At 66.9% G+C, this 21,968-nt stretch carries 20 protein-coding genes and 1 tRNA gene; 4 read left to right on the top strand and 17 right to left on the bottom strand.

All coding sequences use genetic code 11. The features are described from left to right. Positions 1 to 21: 21 nt before the first annotated feature. Positions 22 to 627 carry a hypothetical protein gene (locus tag QM693_RS06005; RefSeq protein ID WP_283351809.1) on the top strand — a complete coding sequence of 202 codons (606 nt, stop codon included), beginning with the start codon at positions 22 to 24 and terminating at the stop codon, positions 625 to 627. 4 nt (positions 628 to 631) lie between these two features. On the opposite strand, the gene QM693_RS06000 is transcribed toward QM693_RS06005, so the two are convergent. The 9 genes from QM693_RS06000 to QM693_RS05960 form a co-directional block, all read right to left on the bottom strand. After that, on the bottom strand, positions 632 to 1,000 hold the full coding sequence (locus tag QM693_RS06000; protein ID WP_283351711.1) for a hypothetical protein: 369 nt from the start codon (positions 998 to 1,000) through the stop codon (positions 632 to 634). A 250-nt stretch (positions 1,001 to 1,250) separates the two neighbouring features. Beyond that, positions 1,251 to 2,234, bottom strand: coding sequence for a TIGR00341 family protein (locus QM693_RS05995; RefSeq protein WP_283351710.1), 984 nt, complete (start codon positions 2,232 to 2,234; stop codon positions 1,251 to 1,253). Beyond that, positions 2,228 to 2,683 carry a DUF6069 family protein gene (locus tag QM693_RS05990; RefSeq protein WP_283351709.1) on the bottom strand — a complete coding sequence of 152 codons (456 nt, stop codon included), beginning with the start codon at positions 2,681 to 2,683 and terminating at the stop codon, positions 2,228 to 2,230. Before QM693_RS05990 ends, QM693_RS05995 begins: the two co-directional genes overlap by 7 nt. Positions 2,684 to 2,802: 119 nt before the next feature. Beyond that, positions 2,803 to 4,074, bottom strand: a complete 1,272-nt coding sequence (locus tag QM693_RS05985) for a zinc metalloprotease (protein WP_283351708.1) — start codon at positions 4,072 to 4,074, stop codon at positions 2,803 to 2,805. Positions 4,075 to 4,096: 22 nt separating this feature from the next. Then, a complete protein-coding gene (locus QM693_RS05980; protein WP_283351707.1) occupies positions 4,097 to 6,037 on the bottom strand; it encodes a DNA/RNA non-specific endonuclease in 1,941 nt (646 codons plus the stop codon). Positions 6,038 to 6,120: 83 nt separating this feature from the next. Continuing rightward, entirely contained in the window at positions 6,121 to 9,078 is a 2,958-nt protein-coding gene (locus tag QM693_RS05975) for a CHAT domain-containing protein (protein WP_283351706.1), read from the bottom strand. 12 nt (positions 9,079 to 9,090) lie between these two features. Beyond that, complete coding sequence (locus tag QM693_RS05970) at positions 9,091 to 10,491, bottom strand: lipase/acyltransferase domain-containing protein (RefSeq protein ID WP_283351705.1); 1,401 nt, start codon at positions 10,489 to 10,491, stop codon at positions 9,091 to 9,093. Between the two features lie 123 nt (positions 10,492 to 10,614). After that, complete coding sequence (gene dcd / locus QM693_RS05965) at positions 10,615 to 11,184, bottom strand: dCTP deaminase (protein ID WP_005238072.1); 570 nt, start codon at positions 11,182 to 11,184, stop codon at positions 10,615 to 10,617. A gap of 9 nt (positions 11,185 to 11,193) precedes the next feature. After that, positions 11,194 to 11,862: a TetR/AcrR family transcriptional regulator gene (locus QM693_RS05960; RefSeq protein WP_283351704.1), complete on the bottom strand. Its 669-nt coding sequence runs from the start codon at positions 11,860 to 11,862 to the stop codon at positions 11,194 to 11,196. 86 nt (positions 11,863 to 11,948) lie between these two features. On the opposite strand from QM693_RS05960, the gene QM693_RS05955 reads away from it, so the two are divergent. Together QM693_RS05955 and QM693_RS05950 are read left to right on the top strand one after the other, a co-directional pair. After that, on the top strand, positions 11,949 to 12,773 hold the full coding sequence (locus QM693_RS05955; protein ID WP_283351703.1) for an oxygenase MpaB family protein: 825 nt from the start codon (positions 11,949 to 11,951) through the stop codon (positions 12,771 to 12,773). Between the two features lie 96 nt (positions 12,774 to 12,869). Next, a tRNA-Gly gene (locus QM693_RS05950) sits at positions 12,870 to 12,940 on the top strand. A gap of 246 nt (positions 12,941 to 13,186) precedes the next feature. Here the strand turns inward: QM693_RS05950 and QM693_RS05945 are convergent. The 4 genes from QM693_RS05945 to QM693_RS05930 are packed head-to-tail and all read right to left on the bottom strand — an operon-like array spanning position 13,187 to position 16,636. Continuing rightward, on the bottom strand, positions 13,187 to 13,561 hold the full coding sequence (locus tag QM693_RS05945; protein WP_283351702.1) for a hypothetical protein: 375 nt from the start codon (positions 13,559 to 13,561) through the stop codon (positions 13,187 to 13,189). After that, positions 13,558 to 14,829 (bottom strand): hypothetical protein, encoded by a 1,272-nt coding sequence (locus QM693_RS05940; RefSeq protein WP_283351701.1) that lies wholly within the window; start codon positions 14,827 to 14,829, stop codon positions 13,558 to 13,560. The genes QM693_RS05945 and QM693_RS05940 overlap by 4 nt, the downstream gene beginning before the upstream one ends. A 44-nt stretch (positions 14,830 to 14,873) precedes the next feature. Next, a complete protein-coding gene (locus QM693_RS05935; protein ID WP_283351700.1) occupies positions 14,874 to 15,803 on the bottom strand; it encodes a hypothetical protein in 930 nt (309 codons plus the stop codon). Beyond that, positions 15,803 to 16,636: a hypothetical protein gene (locus QM693_RS05930; RefSeq protein WP_283351699.1), complete on the bottom strand. Its 834-nt coding sequence runs from the start codon at positions 16,634 to 16,636 to the stop codon at positions 15,803 to 15,805. The genes QM693_RS05935 and QM693_RS05930 overlap by 1 nt, the downstream gene beginning before the upstream one ends. 503 nt (positions 16,637 to 17,139) lie before the next feature. On the opposite strand from QM693_RS05930, the gene QM693_RS05925 reads away from it, so the two are divergent. After that, on the top strand, positions 17,140 to 17,508 hold the full coding sequence (locus tag QM693_RS05925; protein ID WP_283333395.1) for a hypothetical protein: 369 nt from the start codon (positions 17,140 to 17,142) through the stop codon (positions 17,506 to 17,508). A 707-nt stretch (positions 17,509 to 18,215) separates the two neighbouring features. On the opposite strand, the gene QM693_RS05920 is transcribed toward QM693_RS05925, so the two are convergent. From QM693_RS05920 to QM693_RS05905, 4 genes are all read right to left on the bottom strand, one after another. Next, positions 18,216 to 18,989: an SDR family oxidoreductase gene (locus tag QM693_RS05920; protein WP_283333394.1), complete on the bottom strand. Its 774-nt coding sequence runs from the start codon at positions 18,987 to 18,989 to the stop codon at positions 18,216 to 18,218. A gap of 103 nt (positions 18,990 to 19,092) precedes the next feature. Next, positions 19,093 to 19,533, bottom strand: a complete 441-nt coding sequence (locus QM693_RS05915; RefSeq protein WP_120661785.1) for a tautomerase family protein — start codon at positions 19,531 to 19,533, stop codon at positions 19,093 to 19,095. Positions 19,534 to 19,679: 146 nt separating this feature from the next. Further along, the gene (locus tag QM693_RS05910) at positions 19,680 to 20,579 is read right to left on the bottom strand and encodes an alpha/beta hydrolase (RefSeq protein WP_164065032.1); all 900 of its coding nucleotides are present in this window, start codon (positions 20,577 to 20,579) and stop codon (positions 19,680 to 19,682) included. 427 nt (positions 20,580 to 21,006) lie between these two features. Next, positions 21,007 to 21,918 (bottom strand): MBL fold metallo-hydrolase, encoded by a 912-nt coding sequence (locus QM693_RS05905; protein ID WP_283333393.1) that lies wholly within the window; start codon positions 21,916 to 21,918, stop codon positions 21,007 to 21,009. Between the last annotated feature and the right edge of the window lie 50 nt (positions 21,919 to 21,968).

The following is a 21,968-nucleotide window of genomic DNA, read 5'->3' as shown; positions in this document are numbered from 1 at the left end:
GCCGTCGGCGCGTGTGCGCTGGTGGTGTGCGGCGCGTTCGCCGTGGTCGCCGACGCCGATCAGCTCAGCGCACTGGTCGTGGTCGCGGCGACGGTGCTCGGTGTCACCGGCTACACGTGGTTCGCTGCCACCCGTTCGGGGTCGGAGCCGGGTCGGCCTGCCACCGTGCACCGGGTCCGCCAGCAGCATCGGCTGACCAGCAGGTCCTGGATCGAGGTTCGTCAGGAACCGGGTTCGTTGTGGATTCCGGTGTTCTTCGATCCCGTCCTGGTCACCCTGCCGACCCCGACAGCGGCGACGGTGCACGGCGCGGGGCGTCGCCGTGTCGTCGTCTGGGAAGGCCGTCGACTGCTTCCCTCCGGTCGAGCGCGTCGCTCGGAGCCGGCCGGGCGGTTGATCGACAACCCGTCTCGCCCGGATCCGGACGGCCCGGTGCGCGCGCGGGTGGCCGCTCGACCGGCCCGCCGGATCGTCCTCGACGCCCAGTTCGCGGTGGCGGCACCGTTCGTCGGGGCACTGTGGGTCTACGTCGCGGGCGGCGGGGTCCCGGCGTTCGCGGGCGCGACCTGTGTGGCTGCGGCTGTCGCGGTGTGGTTGGCGGCCGTCCGCGGCTCCGACCCCAGCTGAGGGGTCAGGACATGGTGACGCCCGCGCTGACGAAGCACGGCAGCAGTCCGGCGATCTCGCTCAGCACGGGGCCGAATCCCACGGCTGCGGGCACCGGGTCGTTGACGAACGCGACACCCCGGAATCCGGTGGTGAGGTTCGTGAACTGCACCACGGCACCGTTCCACTGCGCGAGCGGCGCGGCGGTGGTGTACCGGATCCGGTCGGGCGCGACCCGCTCCGCGTTGAACACCAGCCACGCGCCGGGGGCGCACGTCGACATCGAGCCGGGGATGAAGGGCGCCGCGGAGACGGCCGAGGGCACTGCGAACGACAGTGCGCCTGCCACGGCTATCACTGCACCCAACCGGCCCACCACTTGTCGAGTAGACATCGGAATTCCTTTCGGGGCGCGCCAATCCGTCTCCCCGAGTACGGCGGAACCGCGTCACTGAGTGTGAATACCAGGTCAGAGAATTATATCTCCGCAGGTAGGTCCCACCGCTAGAGTGAACGACCCACTCGTGGGCCGAATGCCGTCGTGCAGCGCACGGCAGTGTGGAGCACACGAAACATGCTGCTGCCAAGAAATACTGACTTCGACCCGTGCCGGTTCGACGCAGGCGAGGTCGGCGGACAACCGGTCACTCCGCCACGAGCCGAGCCCCGACGGTGTGCACCACCTGCACGTCCGGGTTCCACGGGACCAGCGCATCGACAGATTTCTCGAGCTCGTCGAGCGGCGGAAGCGTCTCGGGACCGAGCACCGCGACCGTGGCAGTGCCGCCCTGCCAGGTGACGTCGGTGACCTCGGCGCCGGGAGTGCCGGCGAGCCAGTTCTCCGCGGCGGTGGAGATCTGCCGCGCCCACAGCGAGGACAGCGAGTTGACCACCATGGGGATCGCGACCGCGACCAGGACCAGCGCCAGGACGGTATACGCGCGCCGCCGGTGCGCGCCGGTGGCGCTCCCGACTTCCCGGGCGTATCCCGCGGCGACGAGCACGGCCGTCGCGGTGATGACCATCGCCACGACATTGGACGCGAACAGCACGAACGCTCCCACAGCCAGGGAGGGAGCCCCCGATCCCAGGCACACCCCCACCACCGCGAGGGGAGGGACCAGGGAGATGGCGATGGCGACGCCGGGAAGTACGTCACCGACGTCTTTCCTCGCGACGGCGACGGCGCCGACCAGTCCGGTGGCCAGCGCGGCGGCCAGGTCCATCAGGGTCGGTGACGTACGGCCGGTTACTTGCGAATTGGTCAGCACACTCGACGGATTCGGTAATACCTGCGCGAATGCCATGCCCAGCACGACGACGAGGGCGATGCCGGCGAGGACGTAGAACAGGCTGTGCCCGATCAGGCGGCCGTTGCCGGTGGTGATGCCCAACCCCACCCCGAGAATGGGCGTCGACAACGGTGCGACGATCATCGCACCGATCACGGTGGCGGTGGAATCACCCACGACACCGGCCACCGCGATCACGGCCGACAGCGTCAACATCACCCAGAACGCGGAACGTTTGGCGTCCCGGTCGCCGACCGAGAGATCGAGGCGTTCGCCGAGCTCGGCCAGTGTGCGACGGTGCCTGTCGGGAATGACTCCCAGGCGCCCGGTCACCACGTTTCCGGCCGCGAGGTCCGCGCCGATCCCGCGACGCCGGAGAGGAGCGAGACGATCGCGATACCGACGGTGAAGTAGATCGCCGCGCTGCCGATCCGCGACGCGATGGTGGCCTCGACAGTGAACGGCCACAGCGTTGCGACGAGGGTCGCGAGTACGCAGATCCAGCCGAAGAAGGTCGCCGCGCGCGGCGTCGAGACCATGAGCACGTGCAGGAGCGCGGTGGCGGTCAAGGCGGCGACGGCGGCGCCGACGGCGAGGGTGCTCGCCTGGGAGTTTCCCACGGTGGTCGCCGGGGTGATCACCGGGATGTCGAGCAGCCCGCGGACGATCAACAACCCGACGACCGCGGCCAGGGCTGCAACGAGCGCAGTGGCGGCACCTCCGGCCCACAGCCGTTTCGCGTCGACGGTGGGGGCGGCCGGTCTACCGGGCCGGATCTGGTTCATCGAAGGCTCCTTCCGAATGCCGGGCGGAGAGGGTTTCCAGCCACGGTAGGCCGTTCGGATTCTCGAGTTGTCATCCTCCGCGGGTGAAAGGAACGGGCAGAGCAGGTCTGGTCGCGGGGTTATCCGGAGGCGTCACCCACGTCCAATTCGAGACGGTCCTCCTCGAGCCGCACCACCCGGACGGTGCGCGAGTCGCCCGCCGCCGTGGTCACCTCCAGCCGTCCGTCGCCGGCGGGCACCCACGTCCCCTCTCGTGCCTCGTTGGCGTCTCCCCGGCCGATCGCCCAATCGACGAACGAGCCGTCCGGCCGAAATTCGATACCGCCGCGCCCCCTCGCGCGCGGGAAGTCGAATTCGGCGGGCCGGTAGACGCGGAGGCCGTCGTGGTCCTCCTCGAACGAATGCCCCCAGCGGCCGGTGGCGGCGCCCCGGGCGAGGACGGCAGACGATGCCGGACTCGCGGCCCGCCCGGTCCACAACTGCTTCCGGACACCGTCGAGGCACGCTCCCATCCGCGCGCCCTGCCCCTTGGTGAACATGACCATCCCGGCGTCGTCCGTGTAGTCCATGTAATCCATGAACAGGTCGCCGTGGGGGCCGTTCCCGCAACTGATGTGCGGGAATCGCGGCATCCCGACGTTCTGCCCGCCCTGATTGGGGGTGTCGCCGACCTCGTCGGAGCCCCGGCACCCGGTACCGTCGTCGCCCCAGATGTGGAAGAGATTGAAGTAGTGCCCGATCTCGTGGGTCGCGGTGCGCCCGAGGTTGAACGGGGCCCGTGCGGTGCCCGTCGTCCCGAACGCGGTGTAGGTGATCACGACGCCGTCGGTGGCGACCGGACCGCCGGGGAACTGCGCGTATCCGAGCAGACCACCGCCGAGAGCACAGACCCAGATGTTCAGGTATCTCTGCGTCGGCCACGGATCGGCGCCGCCGGTCTCCGCGGATTTGACGCCGTCATTCTGGTCGAACGCGTCGACTTCGGTTGCAGTTCGGGTGATTCCGTTCGTCGCCCGCCCGTCCGGATTCGTGTCGGCGAGATAGAACTCGATTCCCGCGTCACCGACCAGATACTCGAACACGGACGGAACGGTGTCCACGTCGTCGTTGGTGGCCCGGAAATCCTTGTTGAGCACCGCGATCTGGCTCTCGATCTGCGCGTCGGAGATGTTCTGCGCCGCAGCCTTCCAGACGACGTGAACGACGACCGGAATCCGTGCGACGCCGCGGGCGGCGATCGACTGCAGCGATTCCAGGTCGATGGTCTGGTTCTCGATCTCCGATCGGGCGATGCGATAAGACTCCGACTCGGTCAACAACCGGCGGTGCACGTCCATCGCCCCGCAGGTGCGCTGCGTGGGCAGATCGACCTCTGATTCGTTGGTGCTCATGGCGTCGGGCTCCCTTTCGGTTTCAGAGAATCAGGTCCTGGGGACGGATCAGTTCGCGGGGCAGGCTGCTCGCCTCGATCCGCTCGAGCGGATCGGCCGCGATGTAGGGATCGAGAACCAGACCGGTCAACTGGGCGATCCGCCGCACGGGCACCTGGAACGTGCGGTACGCGCCGTAGGAGAACGCCTCCTCCCCCTCGGCGAATTCGTCGAGCAGGGCGGCCTGGCTGAGCAGGTATCCGGTGACCGAGAGACCACCGTCCTGCTTCACCATGGCCACCGTCTTCCAGAACTGACGCGGCAGCGCCACCCCGCGGTATTCGGGGTCGTCGGGCGCGAGAACGGGTCCGGTGACGACGCTGACGGCGAGATCGGCGTTGTCCGCGTTCTTCAACACGTAATCTTCGAGGCCCAGCCACAGCGTCTGGCCGGCGTTGAAATTGTGATGTTGCGGAGTGCAATTCGTGAAGTGGAACGTGTCGTCGTTCGCGGCCTTGGCGAGCGGTCCCCACGCCGGGTCGAGTCGGCGCACGAGGTGTCCGCGGTCGAGCGGATTGTCCCGATACACGTCCTCCCCCGTCTGCTGGTCGGCCGGAAGTCGCGGGTCGAGAATCCATCTGTCGCTGTCGCGCCGCGGGCTCTGCGACTGCGTTCCGTCGATGTTCACGGCAGTGAACAGCGCCAGCGCCCGCTCGCGATGCATCACGACGCTGAAGTGGTGGTACGTCAACTCCGGGGACGCGACCGACGGTGTCCCGGGCCGCGGAAGGGGTAGCGGCACCCGCAGGAAGTTCGCGTCGTGCCCCCCGCGCGTGCTGTAGTCCGGGTCGATCGAGATCGCCTCGGGCTCAGCGGGTCGCCGGGTGGCGGCCGGTGAGTCGACGGAGCCGAGACGCACCGTGATCTCGAGGGGAACCCGGACGGTCACTTCCCGTTCGCGTTCGACGGCCGGGGATTTCGTCGGTGCCGCCCGCTCGGCGCGGACCACGTCGTCGACGAGGTCACGCGACTGCGGGGCCAGGTTCTGCGCGCGCACGTACTCGAGGATGCGGCTGATGCGCACCCCCTCGTTGAGGACACCACCGAACTCGGTGTGCTGCGGCGCCCGCACACTCGCGTGATGCAACGCGACCACCTCCCACTGATCGTTAAAGACCGGCGAACCCGAGGATCCGGGTTCCGTGTCGGCCGAGTAGTGCAGAAACCGCTCGGGTATGTCGACGATACGGTTCTCCCGCAGGGCAATCTGCTTCTTCTCGCCGCGGGGGTGTTGCACGATGGTCACGAACTCGCCGATGACGGCCTTGCCCTCCGCCTGGATCAGCGGGTTGAAACCGAACTGGGCGAGCGTTCCGGGTTCGGCTCCGACCGCGACGAGCGCGAAGTCGCGTTCCCGGTCGGCGAGATAGAACCGACCCGGGTCCAGCGGGAACATCTGCACGGGGCGCGGTTTCCCGTCGATGCCGTCCTGGTAGTCGAATTCGATCACGCTGCTGCGGGCCGTGTCCGCGTTCGGCAGCACGTGATGGTTGGTCAGCAGCAGCGTGGGTGAGACGAGGAAGCCCGTGCCGTAGCCCTGCAGGGTTCCCCGCGCGTCGCGGATGTTGACGCGTCCGATCGACCGGGCGGCGGCGGCGCCGGCATCGAGGTATCGGACGCCGACGAAATCGGCTGTGTTGATTATTTTCTCGAGTAACCGATCTGGGAGGGCGTCGGCCTCCCAGTCCCCCGCCGCATAGTAGCGACCGAGCCGGTCCACGCGCTTCGCGATCCGTTCGGGAGTATCCGCGGCGGCGACGCCTCCGGGGCCGTTGAGTGCGTCCACGTGCTCGCCCCGCTGCGGTGCCCGTTCGCGGGCACGCAGTTCCGCCGCATCGCGTTGTCGCTGCCATTCCGCCTCGAACGTTCCCCCGGGAATCGCGCGCTGCGACTGTCCGTCTCCGATGTTGTCGACGATGGTCATGACTCGGTCCTCACGTAGGTCGGGCGGCTCGTCCTGTGATTGCGAGCCTGCTCGTCGCGGGCACGTCGGTCATGCGTAGTGGGCTACTCGTTTCTCGGTCCGACCACGGTGTCGGCGCGTTCGTACTGTTCGATGCCGTTCCGGACGACCCGTCGGATGCGGTCGCCGTCGGCCACGAGGTCGTCAAGGAGGGGTACCGCCAGTTCCGGCCGGATGGGGGTTTCCGCGAGGAGTTGCCCGAGTTCGAGTGCGTCCGACCCGAGCGCGCCGACGATGACCTTCCGCCGCGCGGAATCCAGCGCCGCCTCGACGTCGAGTTGCTTCGCGGTGTCGCCCCGCGCCGCCGAGATCGGTGTCGCCGTCTCGACCAGCAGCGCCCGGACCTCCTGCGCCGTCAGGTCGCGGTCGGTCGCCCACACCAGCATCGCGGTAACCGCCACGTACAGCGCGGCGAACGTCGTGCCGTCCATCTCCGGTCGATCGACGAGCTGCTCGCACGCTGTCCCGGTGATCGTCCGCGGCGCGTAGATGTCGGGTTTTCCCGCGTCGGGGAAGTACGGGGTTTCGTGGGTGAGTGTGCCGTCGTCCTCGACGGCTCCGACGGCGAACGCGTCCGCACTCCAGGCCGGATATGCCGGTTCGTCCGAGTGGTCGCCCGAGGCGATCACCAGCCTGCCGTCGCTCACCAGGTGCGCAATCACCGCATTCTGCGCATCCGTCGGCACCGCGTTGCCGTAGTCCAAGACCAGGATGTCCGCGTCGGCCAGCGCAGCCTCCTCCATCCACCGGCAGACGTCGCGCTCGGACGGGATACCGTCGCCGAAGGCCAGCTCCCCGGGAAGGAGTTCGGCCAGTGCCGATTCGCCCTCCCCCGTCTCTCCGGCTACTACCCGCCCCGGAACCCCGTGCTTGATGGCGCACTGCGTGACAGAGACGGCGATCTCCTCGCGTCGGCCCACCGTGAACGGACCCGCGACCGCCAACCGCAACGCGCGCCGCACCGGCGACGATGCCGCCGCCTCCGCTTCGGGCACAGCGGTTTCGGCGCCGAAGAAGTCGGACCCGTTCGATACCTGGGGCTCCGCTTTCGGGGCGCCGACGCCGAGTTGCCGGACGAGGACCGGCAGGTCCCGCGGGTCGAACGTGCCGTTCCGGGCGGCGAGATCGGCCAACTGCTCCCACAGTTCCAGGTGCCGCACGTCGGTGTAGAGCCGGGACAGGTCCTTCTCCGGATAACGGGTCAGGGTCGGCAGATTGCGCCGGATCCATTGCCACACTTCGGGCCACGACAGGGCGTCGAGGCGGATCGTGCGCACCTCCGAGGGGCGGAGCGATCGCGTCAGTTCCACGAGGTCCGCGGTGGCCGCCACCGCGAGCCGCGCCTTGCTGCGCCGCTGCGTCAGCAGGACCAGCGCGTCGAGGAGGCCCGGGGCGCCGGGTGCGTCGCCGAGCAGCAGGTCACCATCGTCGATGACGATCGCGACCGGGACTTCGGTGAGGTCGCCGAGTAGTCGCTCCCACCAGTCGCCGGCGCTGAATCTGCCCGGCCGGGCGGTGCGCACCCCGACGTCGCGCATCAGCTCGTCGACGAGGCGGGCCAGTTCGCGGACCGGGTCGGGTTCCGCGAGCAGCCGGTTCGCGCTGATGTACAGATGTGCGATCTGCGGGTCGAGCTCGTCGAGCACCCGGTCCAGAAGCGAGGTCTTTCCCGTCGACGGCATTCCGACGACGTGCAGCAACCGCGCCGGCGTCTGCCCGGACAGCACGTCCACCCCCTCGCGCAGCTCCGCGAGGCGGGAGATGAAGCGAAGTTCGCCCTGATGGATACCGAGCCGCAACCCGACCCGCCGGGACGGTGGCTCCGGCCGCGCCCGCGCCTCCGGGTCGATGATCGCGCCGGGCTCGCTACCCCCGACGAACAGGCACGGCACCGCCCAGTCGAGCAGCGGGTCACCGCTGTTCTCGTCGCCGTTGATCGCGAGCCGCGCCAGCCGCAACGCCTCGGCGACAGGCTGGCCGGCGGTCAGTGCCTGGTAGAAGAAGCGCGTCAGCAGTCGCTCCGTCCGGAAGGGCAGCACCGCCTGCATCCCGATCACCATCGGGCATGCATCACGCACGCAGATGTCGGCGGACGACAGCGGACCGGGCCATGGGTCGTCGTCGGCGGCACCGGCCGGCGCGCGTGCCGTCTCACAGCCCGCGAACACGGCCAGCCGGAGGTCCGGGAGTTGCTGCAGCAGCAATGCGAATTCCTGACTGGGCAGCAGCCTCCCGCGGCCGTTGCCCTGCTCCAGCTTGAGCCCGTCCGGATTGGCGTGGCCGAGGTAGTGGAAGAGGTGAAACCCGCGTCTCTGCATGCCCATTCGACTGCGGAGCCGTTCGACCGACGGACGGTCCTCGACCACCACACGGAGCAGACCCCGGTCCACCAGGGGCCGCAATTCCGACAGAAGGCTACGTTTCTCGGCATACAGGTCGAACGGGGCCTCGGAATCCTCGGGGCCCTCCCGCAAGGGGCTCGACATCACCAGCAGGAGGTTGAGCGGCGGCTCGATCGGCGTCTGACGCAACGGATAGGTGCGCGACCGTCCCGACCGCACCACGTGGACGTCGCGCGCCATGGCGAGGAACTGGTCGGGTCGTTGCGGATCCAGCAGCAACTCCCACGGCCAGGCGCACACTTCCTGCGGCGCGGCGAGGACGCGCAGGAGAAGCTGGGTTCCCGTGGTCCGGGCCAACCCCCGGCTCTGCTGCAGCAGCGTGACGATGTCCGGAACCCCGAACACCAGATCCGTCAACACCTTCCCGACGTCGAGCGCATGGGTTGCGGCGTCGGTGCGCGCGTGCCGGACGGTGTCGGTCAACCAGTCGGACGGTGTGTCGATCGTCTTCCCGGTGACGTCGTTCGGCAGTTTCCATTCCGGGATCGGCCGCCGCACCGCGAAGACTGAACCCATCCGCGACTGCGCCGAGAGCCAGACGTGGTCGCCGGCCCGGAGAACGCTGATCTCCAGTGCCTCGAAACCGGGTGTCGGTCCCATGCGTCGGCGCTCCTAGACGTCCACGGACCGGGCGATCTCGTCGAGGTCGACCACACTCGCGACGTCGGTGACCGGATGCACCCCGGGAGCGCGGACGGTGATCCGGTAGTCCTGGGCGGTCAGCCCGTCGAGGCTGGTCTGCTGCCAGCCGTCCGCGGTCGACACCAGCGGGTGTTCGCGGCTCGGACCGCCGGCCATCGGCTCGACCGTCGCGAGAAGCCGAGCGCCCCCGGCGCCGGTGCGCGCCCGGATCACCAGCGGCTCGGCGGTCGTGACGTCGTCGACTTCCAGCGCGACCGATTCGTTCACCGCCGGAAATACGTTCGGAGGCGCGAGCGTCGCGGTGTTCAGGATTCCACCCACGTGGTCGAGCACCGGGTCGTCGTTCTGGAGGGATCCGTGCCGCTGGCTGAAGAAGGCCGCGTTCTTCCATCCCGTCATGAGTTCGTGCGGGGTGGACGACAATTTCGGCACGGTGCCGTCGCCGCCGCTCTCGTCGGGTCCGCGCACGGTCATCGTCTCGACCTTCGTCCCGGCGAGCCGGGCGGCCCACTTGGTGGGCTGGAAGTCGCCGATCACCGGCCGGATGTCGTAGCCGTCGTGTCCCGAATCCAGCCGTGCGTCGACGGCGTCGCGCAGACCTCGGTGCAGGCGCACCGCCGCAGCCATCCGGCCGGCGTCGAGACCCGTCCCCGACCAGTCGATCTTCTCGTCGTCGAGCGCGAGCCACGACCCGTCGTCGCCCGCCATGCACCGGTACGACGGCAGCAACTGGTAGGCGGACGTGAACGATCGGATCAGCGCACTGAGGTCGACGGTGAACGGGCCCCAGCCCTTGCGGAACCCGTTGACGAGGAAGTCGAGCGCATTGACCGAACCCGAGTACGGGGTGCCGAACGTGACGAGGGTGCGGGTATCTCGCCACCCGTCCAGGAATTCGAGGAACAGTCGAGCGACGATTCCGCCCATGGAGTGGCACACCAGCACGAGCTTCGCGTCCGCGTTGCCGGACTTCTCGCGCCACCGCGTCAGCCAGTCGTGGGTCCGTCGGGCCAGGGCGCGGGCCGCCACCCGGTTGTCGCGCCGCCAGTCGTAGGGGAACTCGAAATAGTTGTCACCGGGAACCACCCCGAATCGGCGGACGACGTCGTCGCGGAATTTCGTGTACCCGTCGATCTTCCAGTCCAGCCCGGGAACGAAGTGGAAGTCCGGGACCAGGCGGGTGGCCACGACGCCGTCTCCGAGGTCGTCGACGTCCGGATCGTCGCCGTCGAGCTTCAGGCGTTTGATGTTGCCGCCCAGCGACAGCACGCCCGCCAGCGCCACGCCCGGTGTCGGTGCCCATACGTCGTTGCCGTCACGGGCGAGGACCGACCCGCCGATGCCGGGCAACAACACGACTACGTCTTTCATGGCGGCCTCCGGGATCGAACGCCCAGGAGAGGGCGGCTTCGAATCTCAGTCTTCTCTCACCCGCCGCAATACACACGAGTAGCGGACCACTCGGTTTGCAATTTTTTCGTCGGGCCGCGCGGCTCAGCTCTGTGCGAAGTTGAGGTAGGCCTTCGACGGCGTCGGGCCGCGCTGGCCCTGGTACTTGGAGCCGACGGCGGAGCTGCCGTACGGGTGTTCCGCCGCGCTCGACAGCCGCAGGAGGCACAGTTGGCCGATCTTCATGCCCGGCCACAGGGTGATGGGCAGGTTCGCGACGTTGGAGAGTTCCAGGGTGATGTGCCCGTTGAAGCCGGGGTCGATGAACCCGGCCGTGGAGTGCGTCAGCAGTCCGAGGCGGCCGAGCGAGGACTTGCCCTCGAGGCGTCCCGCCAGGTCGTCGGGCAGCGAACACACCTCCAGCGTGGAGCCGAGAACGAACTCACCCGGGTGCAGGACGAACGGCTCCCCCTCGGCCGGCTCGACCAGCGTCGTCAGCTCGTCCTGCCGCTGAGCTGGGTCGATGTGCGTGTAGCGGGTGTTGTTGAACACCCGGAACAGGCTGTCGAGGCGCACATCCACGCTCGAGGGCTGGACCATCGAATCGTCGAACGGGTCGATGCCCAGACGTCCAGCGGAAATTTCGGCACGGAGATCGCGATCGGAGAGGAGCACAGGTAGAGGTTAACGGGTGTGGATGGCCATCGAGAGCAGCAGTTCGGTGCAGGTGTCCACGAGCTCGTCCTCGGGGAGGGTCACGGTGCCGTTCAACCACGCCGTCAGGGTCTGTGCCAGGCCGCCGACCATGAAGTGCGCGGCCAGGTCGAGGTGCGGGCTCTCGGCCACCTCGTAATACCCGACCGTCTGCTTCGTGACGAGGCCCGCGAACAGCCGCGAACTGTCGAGGCGGCGCTGCGCCAGCACCGCGCTCGACTGCGCCACCGAGAACATGAGACGGCCCTGACGCGGATCCTCGGCGACCTCCCGCACGATGTTGCGGACGCCGGCGCGCACGATGTCGCGTTCACCCGGCCCGGCGTTCGACACGGCGTCCAGGGTGCTGGTGGCGATCCGCTCCACGACGTGGTCGTAGACGGCGACGGTCAGCGCGTCGCGGTCGGTGAAGCTCTCGTAGAAATAGCGGGTGGCGAGTCCGGCCTGCTTGCAGACTCCGCGCACGGTCAGGGCGTGGTCGCCGTCCGCGCTGCCCAGCAGGTCGAGCCCGGCCTCGATGAGCTGGCCGCGCCGTTCCGATGTGCGCTGGTCGCGCTCCTGGCCGCCATAGACGCGCCCACCGTCGCTCGTCGAGTGTCCGACGTTCGCGTTCACCGGTGCGGTAGCCATGCGGACCATCTTTCCACCGGACTCTGGACGGCGGACATATATGTGAGTACGGTCGTGTTCAGATAGCGAATCCGTGGTGGGGAGAGGGAACACAAATGTCGACGTCACTCGAAGTACCGGACCGTCTCGATCAGGTCATGGACGGCGCCGGACTACTGGCAGGCGCCGCGAACATCATCATGCAGCTCGCCCATCCCGGGGTCGGGTACGGCGTATACGAAAGCAAGGTCGAGAGCGGCCAGCTGTTCAGGCACCCGATCAAGCGGACCCGCACCACGCTGACCTACCTCGTGGTGGCGGCCCGCGGCACCGACGAGGAGAAGGCGGCCTTCCGCAAGGGCGTCAACCGCGCCCACGCCAAGGTGCGCTCCACCCCCGACAGTCCCGTGCAATACAACGCGTTCGACCCCGAACTGCAGCTGTGGGTTGCCGCCTGCATCTACCGGGGGTTCGAGGACGTCAACCGCGCCCTGCACGGCGACCTCTCCCCCGCCGCCGCCGAGTTCTTCTACAAAGAAGGTGCCACGTTCGGCACCACCCTCCAGGTACCCCCGGACATGTGGCCCGAAGACCGCATCGCATTCGACGAGTACTGGAACAAAGCCCTCGACAAAGTGTCGATCGACGACACCATCCGCGAACACGTCCTCTCCATCGCACAACTCGAATTCCTGCCCGCCATCGTCTCCCGCCTGTTCGGCCGGCTCAACATGTTCTTCACCAACGGCTTCCTGCCCCAGCAGTTCCGCGACGAAATGCACCTGACATGGACCGACAAGGATCAGCAGCGCTTCGACCGGACCCTCCGCACCATCGGTACCGTCAGCAGGCGCATCCCCGTCCCCATCCGGGAGTTCCCCTACAACCTGCTCATGTTCGATCTGCGACGCCGAATGAAGGCCGGCAAACCCCTCGTATGACACACCGCGAGTGTGCCCGGGTAGTCCGGATCACCATCTGATAATGTTTCCGCCGCAGGGTGTTGGGCCTGCCTACGGGCGCCCAATATCGTGCGCGCCGATGTAGTTCAATGGCAGAACATCAGCTTCCCAAGCTGAATACGCGGGTTCGATTCCCGTCATCGGCTCCGCTCACCCACGGGGTGTGCACCCAATAGGCCGTGTCGGGTTCACCTATTAGACCCGGGATCCGATTCGGACCCTTATTTCTGCGCATTCGACGCTGCGCCGCCCGCTTCTTCGGTCGGTGTGCAAGACGTTCGAGCTGTGAGAGCAGCAAATCTGGCGAACCCGTGCCCGATAATGGGTCATTTTCGGTGGGTGGTCGAGGTCGACTACCGGGATCCGTGGATTCCGTTGCCGGGGCGGGGTAGCTATCTGCCCGGTCCCGTGGCAGCCAGAGATGTTGCGTGTCGCGTGGCGGAGTGGGTGCTGCGACGCCGCCGTCGTCGGAGTCGGCGTTCGGGTTCCGGTTCGCCGAGGAACCGCCCCCAGGAATCGAGAACCTCGCGCCGGGTCGCCCAGTCGTGCAGATTGAGGATGTTCAGGGCGGCGAGGGTGAAGCCGGCGAGCAGGGTGTAACGGCGGATCCCGAAGCCCCGGAAGTAGCCGCGGTGCACACCAAGCCGGTTCTTCTTCAGGTCGGCGAACAGACTCTCGATCCCGACCCAGCAGTGATAGGACGCCTCCCAGGCCAGGGTGCCGTGCTGGAACGGCATCCGCATGTCCGGGTAGTCCGAGTCGTTCAACGTAATGGTGTGCCCGCATCCGCATGCCGTGCCCGGTGTGCAGGAGGTCGTCGGCATGCTCTGTGGGGCGCGCATCGAGACGGGATTGTTCGGGCAGCGCACCCGGGCAGGTTGGACGGCGGGCCCGCGGTAACGGCGGGATCCGTCGGGGCGCCGGCCCCGTGCGGAACGAAGGCGTAGACCTGCCGTGCCTGGTGGCGTCGTTCGGTTCGGGCACGGACCTCGTCCTTCATGTCGACGTCGATCGGGTCGATCTCCTCGAGGCCCTCTGGCAGACTCGCCGAGTACAGGGTGCCGTCGATCCATATCGTCTGTGAGCCCACGGGTCCCGGGTGCGTACCGCGCTGTTTCGGGTGCAGGTCGTAGATGGTGGTGTAGCCGAGCCTCCAGACCGGCAGCGCGAACTTTTCATCGGTGACGTAGTTATAGGCGCGGTCGGCGATGAGCTGTCGCGGCTTGCCGATCGTGTCACCGAGCGCGTGAACGGCGGGCAGGCCACCGATGCCCTTGTGCGACCCGGCCGGTGAGAGGTTCATCGCCCGGGCCACGTGCACCACCGGGCCACGGCCGGGCACGGATGGCACATCGGTGATCACATGCAGGTCATAACCGCAGAAGAAGATCGTTTCCTCGAACTCACTGCTGCGCCAGCCCATCCGCGCGTCCATGTCGACCGTGTAGATGTACCGGCCATCCGCCCCGACCGGGGCGTCCGGGAGGTGGTGATCGCGCCGGCGGGCATGCGGATGGGCCGGATCCGGCGGCGCGAGCGGATGATCCGGCGGCGGAGGCGAGTCGGGGTCGGCGTCGACGAGCGGTTTGCGGTGCCGCACCCGCCCCCACGTCGAGAGGTCGGTCGAATCCAGAGCCACGGTCCCGGTCGGCAGGTGACACCACAACGTGGCATCGAGCAGGGCTTGGGCGACGGCGCGCTCGTCCCACTCCGGATGGCGCGGCGACCGGCATGCCTTCATCAACCGCCGCAGCGCGTCGTTGACGCTCTTGTAGCTGATCTCGATGTGTGCGGGCAGTCCCACCTGGCGGCGTTGCGAGTTCGACCATCCCCGCACGACCTCGGCGACCTTCGTCTGGTGCATCGGCAACCCCAGCATCGGTGTCAGCAGGTACGCGGCGAGGAACGCATCAGCGGTGAAGACCCGGTGCGCGCCGCGGTGGTGATCGAACACCTCCCGCACGAACTCCCGCGCCGCACAGTGCTCGATCACCGCGACCACCCGCTTGAACTGCCATGGTTCGGTCCGATGCACGGCGGTGGACACCTCATGCAGACGACGAACCCTGCCCTTCGCGCTCACCAGGGCACCGCCTCGGCGATCGCGTCCAACTCGGCGATGCTCCACCGCGCACGCGTGCCCTGGGTGTCGAGAGCGAGAAGGTTGTTCAGCTTGCAGGTCGCGGTCAGCCCGGACAGCCTCATGAAGATCGGTAGCGGAACGGCCTGCACCATCGCGACCTCCCACGTCAACCGCAGCCGGGACGACGTCACCGGCTTCACTCCACGCGGGGCCTCGCACTGCGCGAGCAGATCGCTCACGAACTCGACCCGCGGCACCGGATCCCGGAACAAGTGCCCACGGCTCGCTCGCTCCGCGGACGCCAGCACCGCCTCGCGGTACGCCGGGCGCACCGGTACGTCCCGCCGCTTCGCGCCACGAACCTCGATGATGACGTGCTCGCCGCGGACCTGCACATCCGGGACGCCGACGTTGAGCATCTCGGTGCCGCGCAACCCGGCCCCGACACCGAGAGCCACCGCAGCAGCGAGCCCCCGCCTGCGGACCGCACTCGCTTGCCGCGGCGCCCACCACAGCAACTGCGCCACTTGAGCCGCCGTATACGGCGCGACCGTCCGCGGATACCGCAACGCTTCCCGCTGCGGTTCCCAGGGCGCCCGCCTGGTGATCCGCCGCGACAACGTCGTCAGCGTGGCACGTCGTGTGGACCGTGAGGCGGCCGCCAATCCTGGTGCCGTCATCGCGTACCGGTTCACCGTCGCGGGATGGAAGACCTGCTCGACGTCGAGCGGCAGTCCCTGTTCTCGCGCCCACGCCACGATCGACGCCACCTCCGAGATCCGGGTCGCGGTGACCTTCGCGATCTGGCTCGGTATGAACCCGCGCCGAACGACGTCACGCACGAACGGTGCGATCGCCTCCCACTGCTGCGCCGGCATCCGCGGGGTGTACAGCTCGATGATCTGCTCCGATGTCCGCGGCGCCATCACTGCTGCCCTCCCGCCAACCGCCGCCACCCGGGCGAACCGACCTCCGGGACAGGAAGATACGGAACAAGATCCGAAAACGCCTTCCCGCTCACGATCCCGGCGGCCGCGAAGATCTCCGCCACCCCACAATCGGACAACACACCGGTCAGCCAGGTCGACCGCAACCGCGCGACCGTCAACCGCGGCAACCCGGCCGGGTACTCGAACGAGGCGAGCAACGCCGCCGCCTGATCCCGGCCGGCACGATGCGAGGCCACCAACGGCCCGGTCCCCGCCCCCGCGAGGACCCCCTTCAGCCTCTCCACCCACCCGGCCCGCACCGAAACCACCCGGCGTGCCGACACCGATCCGAGTGCCACCGCGACCACGCCGCCGACCTCGACCACATCGGCCCGGGTGACCGCGAACAACTCGCCCGAGCGGGCCCCTGCGCCCACCGTCAACGCCAGGACCGCGGTCATCGCCTGCACCCGGAACGGCCCGTTCTGCGCCATCGCGGCCGCCCAATACGCCTCGACCTGCTCGTGCGTGTACGGCGCGGACAAGCCCTGCCGGGCTCCTTGTTCGCCGGGTGCCGGCCACGGCGCCCGGCGCGTCACCGCCCGCGCCACCCTGCGCAGCCGCGAGATCTCAGTCAACCGCGAGGTCGGCGCCAGCTCCCGCATCCCGGTCACCCGATACCGTTCGAGCACCTCCGGGGTCAGCACCGTCTCCCGGTCGAGGTCGTACCCCACATCGATTGCCCACACCGCGAACCGCGACAGCGCCTTCAACGCGTTCGCCGCCTGACTGTGCAACCTGGGCCCGGACAATTCGACGGTCTCGCGCACCCACGGCGCCACCACCGACCACGCGGCGGGATCGACCGATCGTGGTTCAAAACACCGGATACGCGCCGCGATGCCATCGGCGTCATCAGTTCGCCGCTGTAGGCCGTCATCAGTGATCACCGTTCCCCATCCAACAGGTGACTTCCAATAAGCCCGTCGCCGATCAAAGCGCAAGGGAGTATCGTCATGAGTGTCTACTCCTCATGAATCACATGGGGTCAGCTGCACCACAGCTGACGAATTCGAAAGACACCGAGCGTCATTCGGTGTCTTTCGGTGCGTTCAAAGGTAGTTGAGCGGATCACCTCCAGTCGGAGCACGCAGATATGAAGTTTTTGCTCCCCTATCCAGCGTGTGAGGCAGATCCGATACCTTCACGCTAACCCAGCGGCGGCACCCAGAAAAGCCCTGACCAGCGGCGACATGCGCATCTCGAAGTAACATCCCCACCCGTAACCCGAGTAGCGTGAACAGCACACGGGGGCTGACCGAGGAGAGGCGAAATGGTCGACACAGGCACCGGACCCGACACGGCAGCGCGCACCCTCATCACCGAATTGCGGTCACTCCTGGGCGCGAAACTCGTTGCATACCTGGCCGAAGCGCCCGACACCGCCACCGTCCACGGATGGGTGGACGGCACCACCCCACTGCCCGACCACGCCATCCTCGACCGACTCCAGGTCGCCCTCGACGCCGCACGACGAATCGGCGCGCGCGACACCCCCGCCGTCATCCAAACCTGGTTCCAAGGACGAAACTCCGCACTCGACAGCCAACCACCCGCACAGCTACTCCGCGAAGCGAACCTCCACACCGTGCGCGACACCATGCTCGCTGCCGCAACCGAATTCGCCACGCACAGCTCCTGAGCAATACAAGTCACCAAAAACAAGAACGCACCCGACCCACCGAGACCAGACGGCATACCCGACGGCGGGGTCGTGAGCTAGTCGCGCACACCACGTGTGCGCACCCCGGCGCCGACCCACCAGTGCGAAACTGTGATCTCGACTGCTGCGACTTCAGGCAGGCACTCAGTGGCCCGCGTCGAACATTTGGCGAAATATGTTGCTATCCAAACGTTCCCAAAGTTCTGATAACGGATATTATGTAAACTCGCGTGTCTGCATCAGATTCCTCATTCCCCAGTGCCCTTGTCGTTTCCTCAGTTCATGGAGGGGGTGAAGGAGGTTCGGCAGATCGATTCCACCACCACCCAACATTGCCGGGCAGAGCAGGGAATTCAACGCCGCGACATGTCGAAGTAATTCGCACTCCAAACACCCCCACCGCAACGCACTGTCAAGGAGTTCATCGAAGGGGGTGAGCATGATCTCGCGCCGGGCCGCGCGGGGCCCGAGGAGGTGGGTTCGATCATTCGTCCTCGGTCCACGCGCGACGGGTGACGGCCCTCGGCCGAAGGGGCCAGCGGTCGAGGGTCTCGCCGCCTGCGGACTGCCGTCGAGCCGCGGTTCCCGGGGAACGGTTTCCCGGGCAGTCCGCTGTATTTCGCCGGGCATTGAATTATGGTGACCTCACGTTGGACTCCCGTGACACAACCCATCCTATGAACTTTTCAGAACAATTGGCTCGTGAAACCGCCGTCGACGGTCAAGGCACTCCCGGTGATCATCGAAGCTTGGTCCGAAGTGAGGAAAAGAGCCGCATCTGCGATATTCTCTGGGGATATCAACCGCCCCTGCTTCTGGTCGATTACCTGAGCGAAACCGCCAGGGGCGAGGCCCATGGTGGACTCCCAAACTGGGACTTCAGAGTCAACGAGCGGAGTATCAACGTAGCCGGGCACCAGGGCGTTGACTCGGACGTTCTGTGCTCTGAGTTCACCTGCAGCTGTTGCGGTGAGGTTACGAACTGCAGCTTTCGACGCCCCGTAAGCCGCCGCGAGAGGTGTGCCCCCGGTCCCCGAAATGGACGAGAGGGTGAGGATCGATCCACCACCGGAATTCGCGATAGCCGCCGCGCTGTGCTTGATGGTCAGGAAGACACCGTCAAGGTTCACTGACATGGTGGATCGCCAAACATCGAGCGGCGTCTCCGCGATCGGATGCGATGCGCTGATGATCCCAGCGTTGGCGACCACGTGATGCAAAGCCCCATGCTCTTCGACAGTCCGTTCTATCAGCGCAGAAACGTCCTGCTCGCGGGTCACATCAGCCGGGATTGCGCTCGCGCCGGGGATGCGGGAAACAACTGCCTCGGCGGCTCCGCGGTCTCGATCGGAGACGACAACCCGAGCGCCTTCCTTCGCGAACCGGGCGGCGATCACAGCGCCGATTCCGCCGCCCGATCCAGTGACGATCACGACCTTACCTTCGAGTGATGCAGGCATGGCCACCTTCCTTTCCATTAGACGATGTACTGAGCCAGTTCGAGTTCCGCGGGATGAGAGGACCGACAAGGCCCGGGGCACAGCGCCGCCCCGGGATCCTCAGTCACGAGGCAGCGACGTCGTACGGGACGGGTCGGTTCTCCTTGGCCCAGAGCTTCTCCATGTCCGACTCCGGCGGCGGCGGCACGAGACCCTGCGTGCGCCAGAGGTCCATGGGGGTCTCATCGATGTGGATCTCCCAGTCGTAGCCGCGCTCCTTGATGAAGGGCGCGAGCTTCTCCTCGGCCACTGTCATCATCAGTGCGCGAACCTCTGCGGTCTCCATCTGCCGGGCGATGTGATCGAGTCGGATCCGGACGAAGTTGTTGTTCGCCTTTCCCCCGACATACATCGTCTCCTTCGGCATGTCCTTGAACAGGACGACCACGTAGAACCGTGGCAGGTTGACGTAGTCCACGTAGATTGACGTGATCGCCTCGGACAGCTGCTCCTTGTCCTCGGGGGTGAAGGCATTCTCGGGGGTGAAGATCTCCCAGTACGGCATGGCGGTTCCTCCTCATTGGATTGGTGCGGCGGGACTTGTGCCGCGATAGCGATTGCTTCTGTCGGACGGTCCGAATGGGCTCATCAAACTGAGGTCTGATGTTGCCCGCACGAAGGTCTTGATGGACCCGTAGTCGCGGACGGGTCCTACGCCAGGGCGCGCACAAAGTGCTCGCACGCAGCCTTAGACGACGCCTCGAACGCGGCACCGGTATACACGTCGAAGTGGCCACAAGGCAGCACGAGCAACTGCTTGGGCTGCAGGGCCCGTTCGTAGGCCTCGAAGGCAAGTTCTGCGTACGCACTGATGTCTTGGTCAGCCACGATCATCAGTAGTGGGGTCGGTGAGATCCGGTGGATTCCATCGCCGGGCTCGAACTCGACGATCCGCTCGAGCGAACCGAGGGTCACCTCGTTGCGCCAGGACGGAGCCCTGTCCTGCGCGGTTTTGGTGAAGAACTCCCAGGATTCGACGCTGGACATCAGCGCGGGAGCCAACGGATCGGCGTCCACGGCCGGCATGAGCGTGGGCTCCCCGCCGTCGTAGATGTTGCGTCGTTCGCCGTCCAACTGGGCGCGCACCGTTGGCAGGAAGTCGGGACGAACGAGCCGCGTCATCTGGCCGGACCCACTGATGAACGGGACCTGAGCGACAACGGCCCGCACCCGACGATCGACGGCGGCCACGCTCAGCACGAGGCCGCCGCCATGGCTGGATCCCCAGATGCCGACACGGCCGGGGTCGACGTCCTCGCGGCCAGTCGCATACGTGATGGCGTGGCGAAGGTCGCGGGCCTGGGTGATCGAATCGATGTGCTGACGCGGAGCGCCGTCGCTCGCGCCGAAGTTTCGGTGGTCGTACACCAGAACGTTCAGTCCCGCTTGGGAAAAGGACTCGGCGTAGTCGTCGAGATACATTTCCTTGACGGCGGACAGTCCATGGACCATCACCACCAGTGGGCCCTTGGAATCGGCCCCTTCTGCGGGATAGAACCATCCGCGCAAAGTGACATTGTCCGCTGAGAATTCAATATCCTCACGTGGCATGAGCGATCCTTCCGAAATTTGTACGCTTGTTGAAGAAGGTAGTGACGTGGAACACACCATTGAAGGGATGCTTGCGCCCACTCCGAGGACACGTCCGCCACGTTCGGTTTGCCGCTACCCCGGCCGCGAAATCCATCGATATCCGCTTCGGGACTGGGCCGGCCGTCGAGACGCACCCGGTTCGGCCCGCCTGTTTCACGGCGCGACGTACGACTCGACCGTGGTGCCGTTGCGCGGTGAGCGAGTGGCACAATGTCTCGCGGCCACCACGCGGTATCGAGTGGCGGTGCCCAGCCGAGCGCCTAGAACTGCACCCATCGCCGCGATGGGCCGGGGCAGGAGGGTCCCGCGTCGAGGCTCGAGGCTCGCTGTTCTGCGAGTCCCGAGCTGCGGCGTCGTTCGCTGGCGTGGGGTCCAGCCTGGGAAGTTACGGCCGGATTTCCGCCGCGGTCGAACCTGAGTCTCGAAGCTGGATCGCGTTCATGGCCGAGAACTGCAAGGTCCAGAGGTTTCCATGCCCCGGGTACTTCGCCGACATGATGCGGACCAGGTCCTCCGCATCGCTTGCAACCTCGTAGGCAGCCGCGAAGTCCTGGATGTAGGAACGTGTTTCGGCGATCATGGCATCGACGGCGTGGTCGTCGCCGTCGGGCCTGCGGTGGCCGGCGACGATCACCTTGGGTGCCAGCTTCTCCACCAGATCCACGGTCTCGAGCCAGTCTTGCCATTCCTCGGGCGTCGACAGGCCGAGCATCGGGTGGATCTCGTTGTAGATGGAGTCACCGGCAACGACGACATCGATCTCCGGGATGTGCACGATTGTCGTGGGATGGATGTCGGCCTGCTTCACCTCGACGATGTTGAGAGGCGAGCCGTCAACATAGAGCGTCCGGTCGTCGATCGGGTCGGGGAGCGCATCACTGACGACGCAGGCGTCGCCGAACAGCATCGCCCACTGCTGTTGCTGCAGTTCCATGGATTCCTTCATGGCCTCGACCACGTGGGGCAGCGCAACGCACTTCGCGTCCGGGAACCGCTCCTTGAGGGGACCGATGCCCAGGTAGTGATCGGCATGGGCGTGCGTCACGTAGATCGTCGTGAGTTGCTTCCCGGTGCGCTCGATCAGGTCCCCCAGGTCCCGGACGTCATCCTTGAGATACTGCGCATCGATGAGCACAGCTTCGGTCGGACCGGTGATCAACGTCGCAGTGGTCGGCGAGAACGTGCCGCGGGGAACATCAGGCCAGTCTCCCGCGGGGATCTCGGGCCAGCGACCGACGTACACGGTCGCTCGGATCGGCGGGGCGGCTGCGGCGGGCGGGCGGATGTCGGTATTCATGAAGAACCTCCAGAATGAGAGTGATTGGTCAGTGGCATCGGGTGGGCCTG

This window comes from Rhodococcus sp. IEGM 1305 (genome assembly GCF_030058635.1).
GTDB classification, from domain to species: domain Bacteria; phylum Actinomycetota; class Actinomycetes; order Mycobacteriales; family Mycobacteriaceae; genus Rhodococcus_F; species Rhodococcus_F opacus_D.
This window is presented reverse-complemented; position numbering and strand designations above follow the sequence as displayed.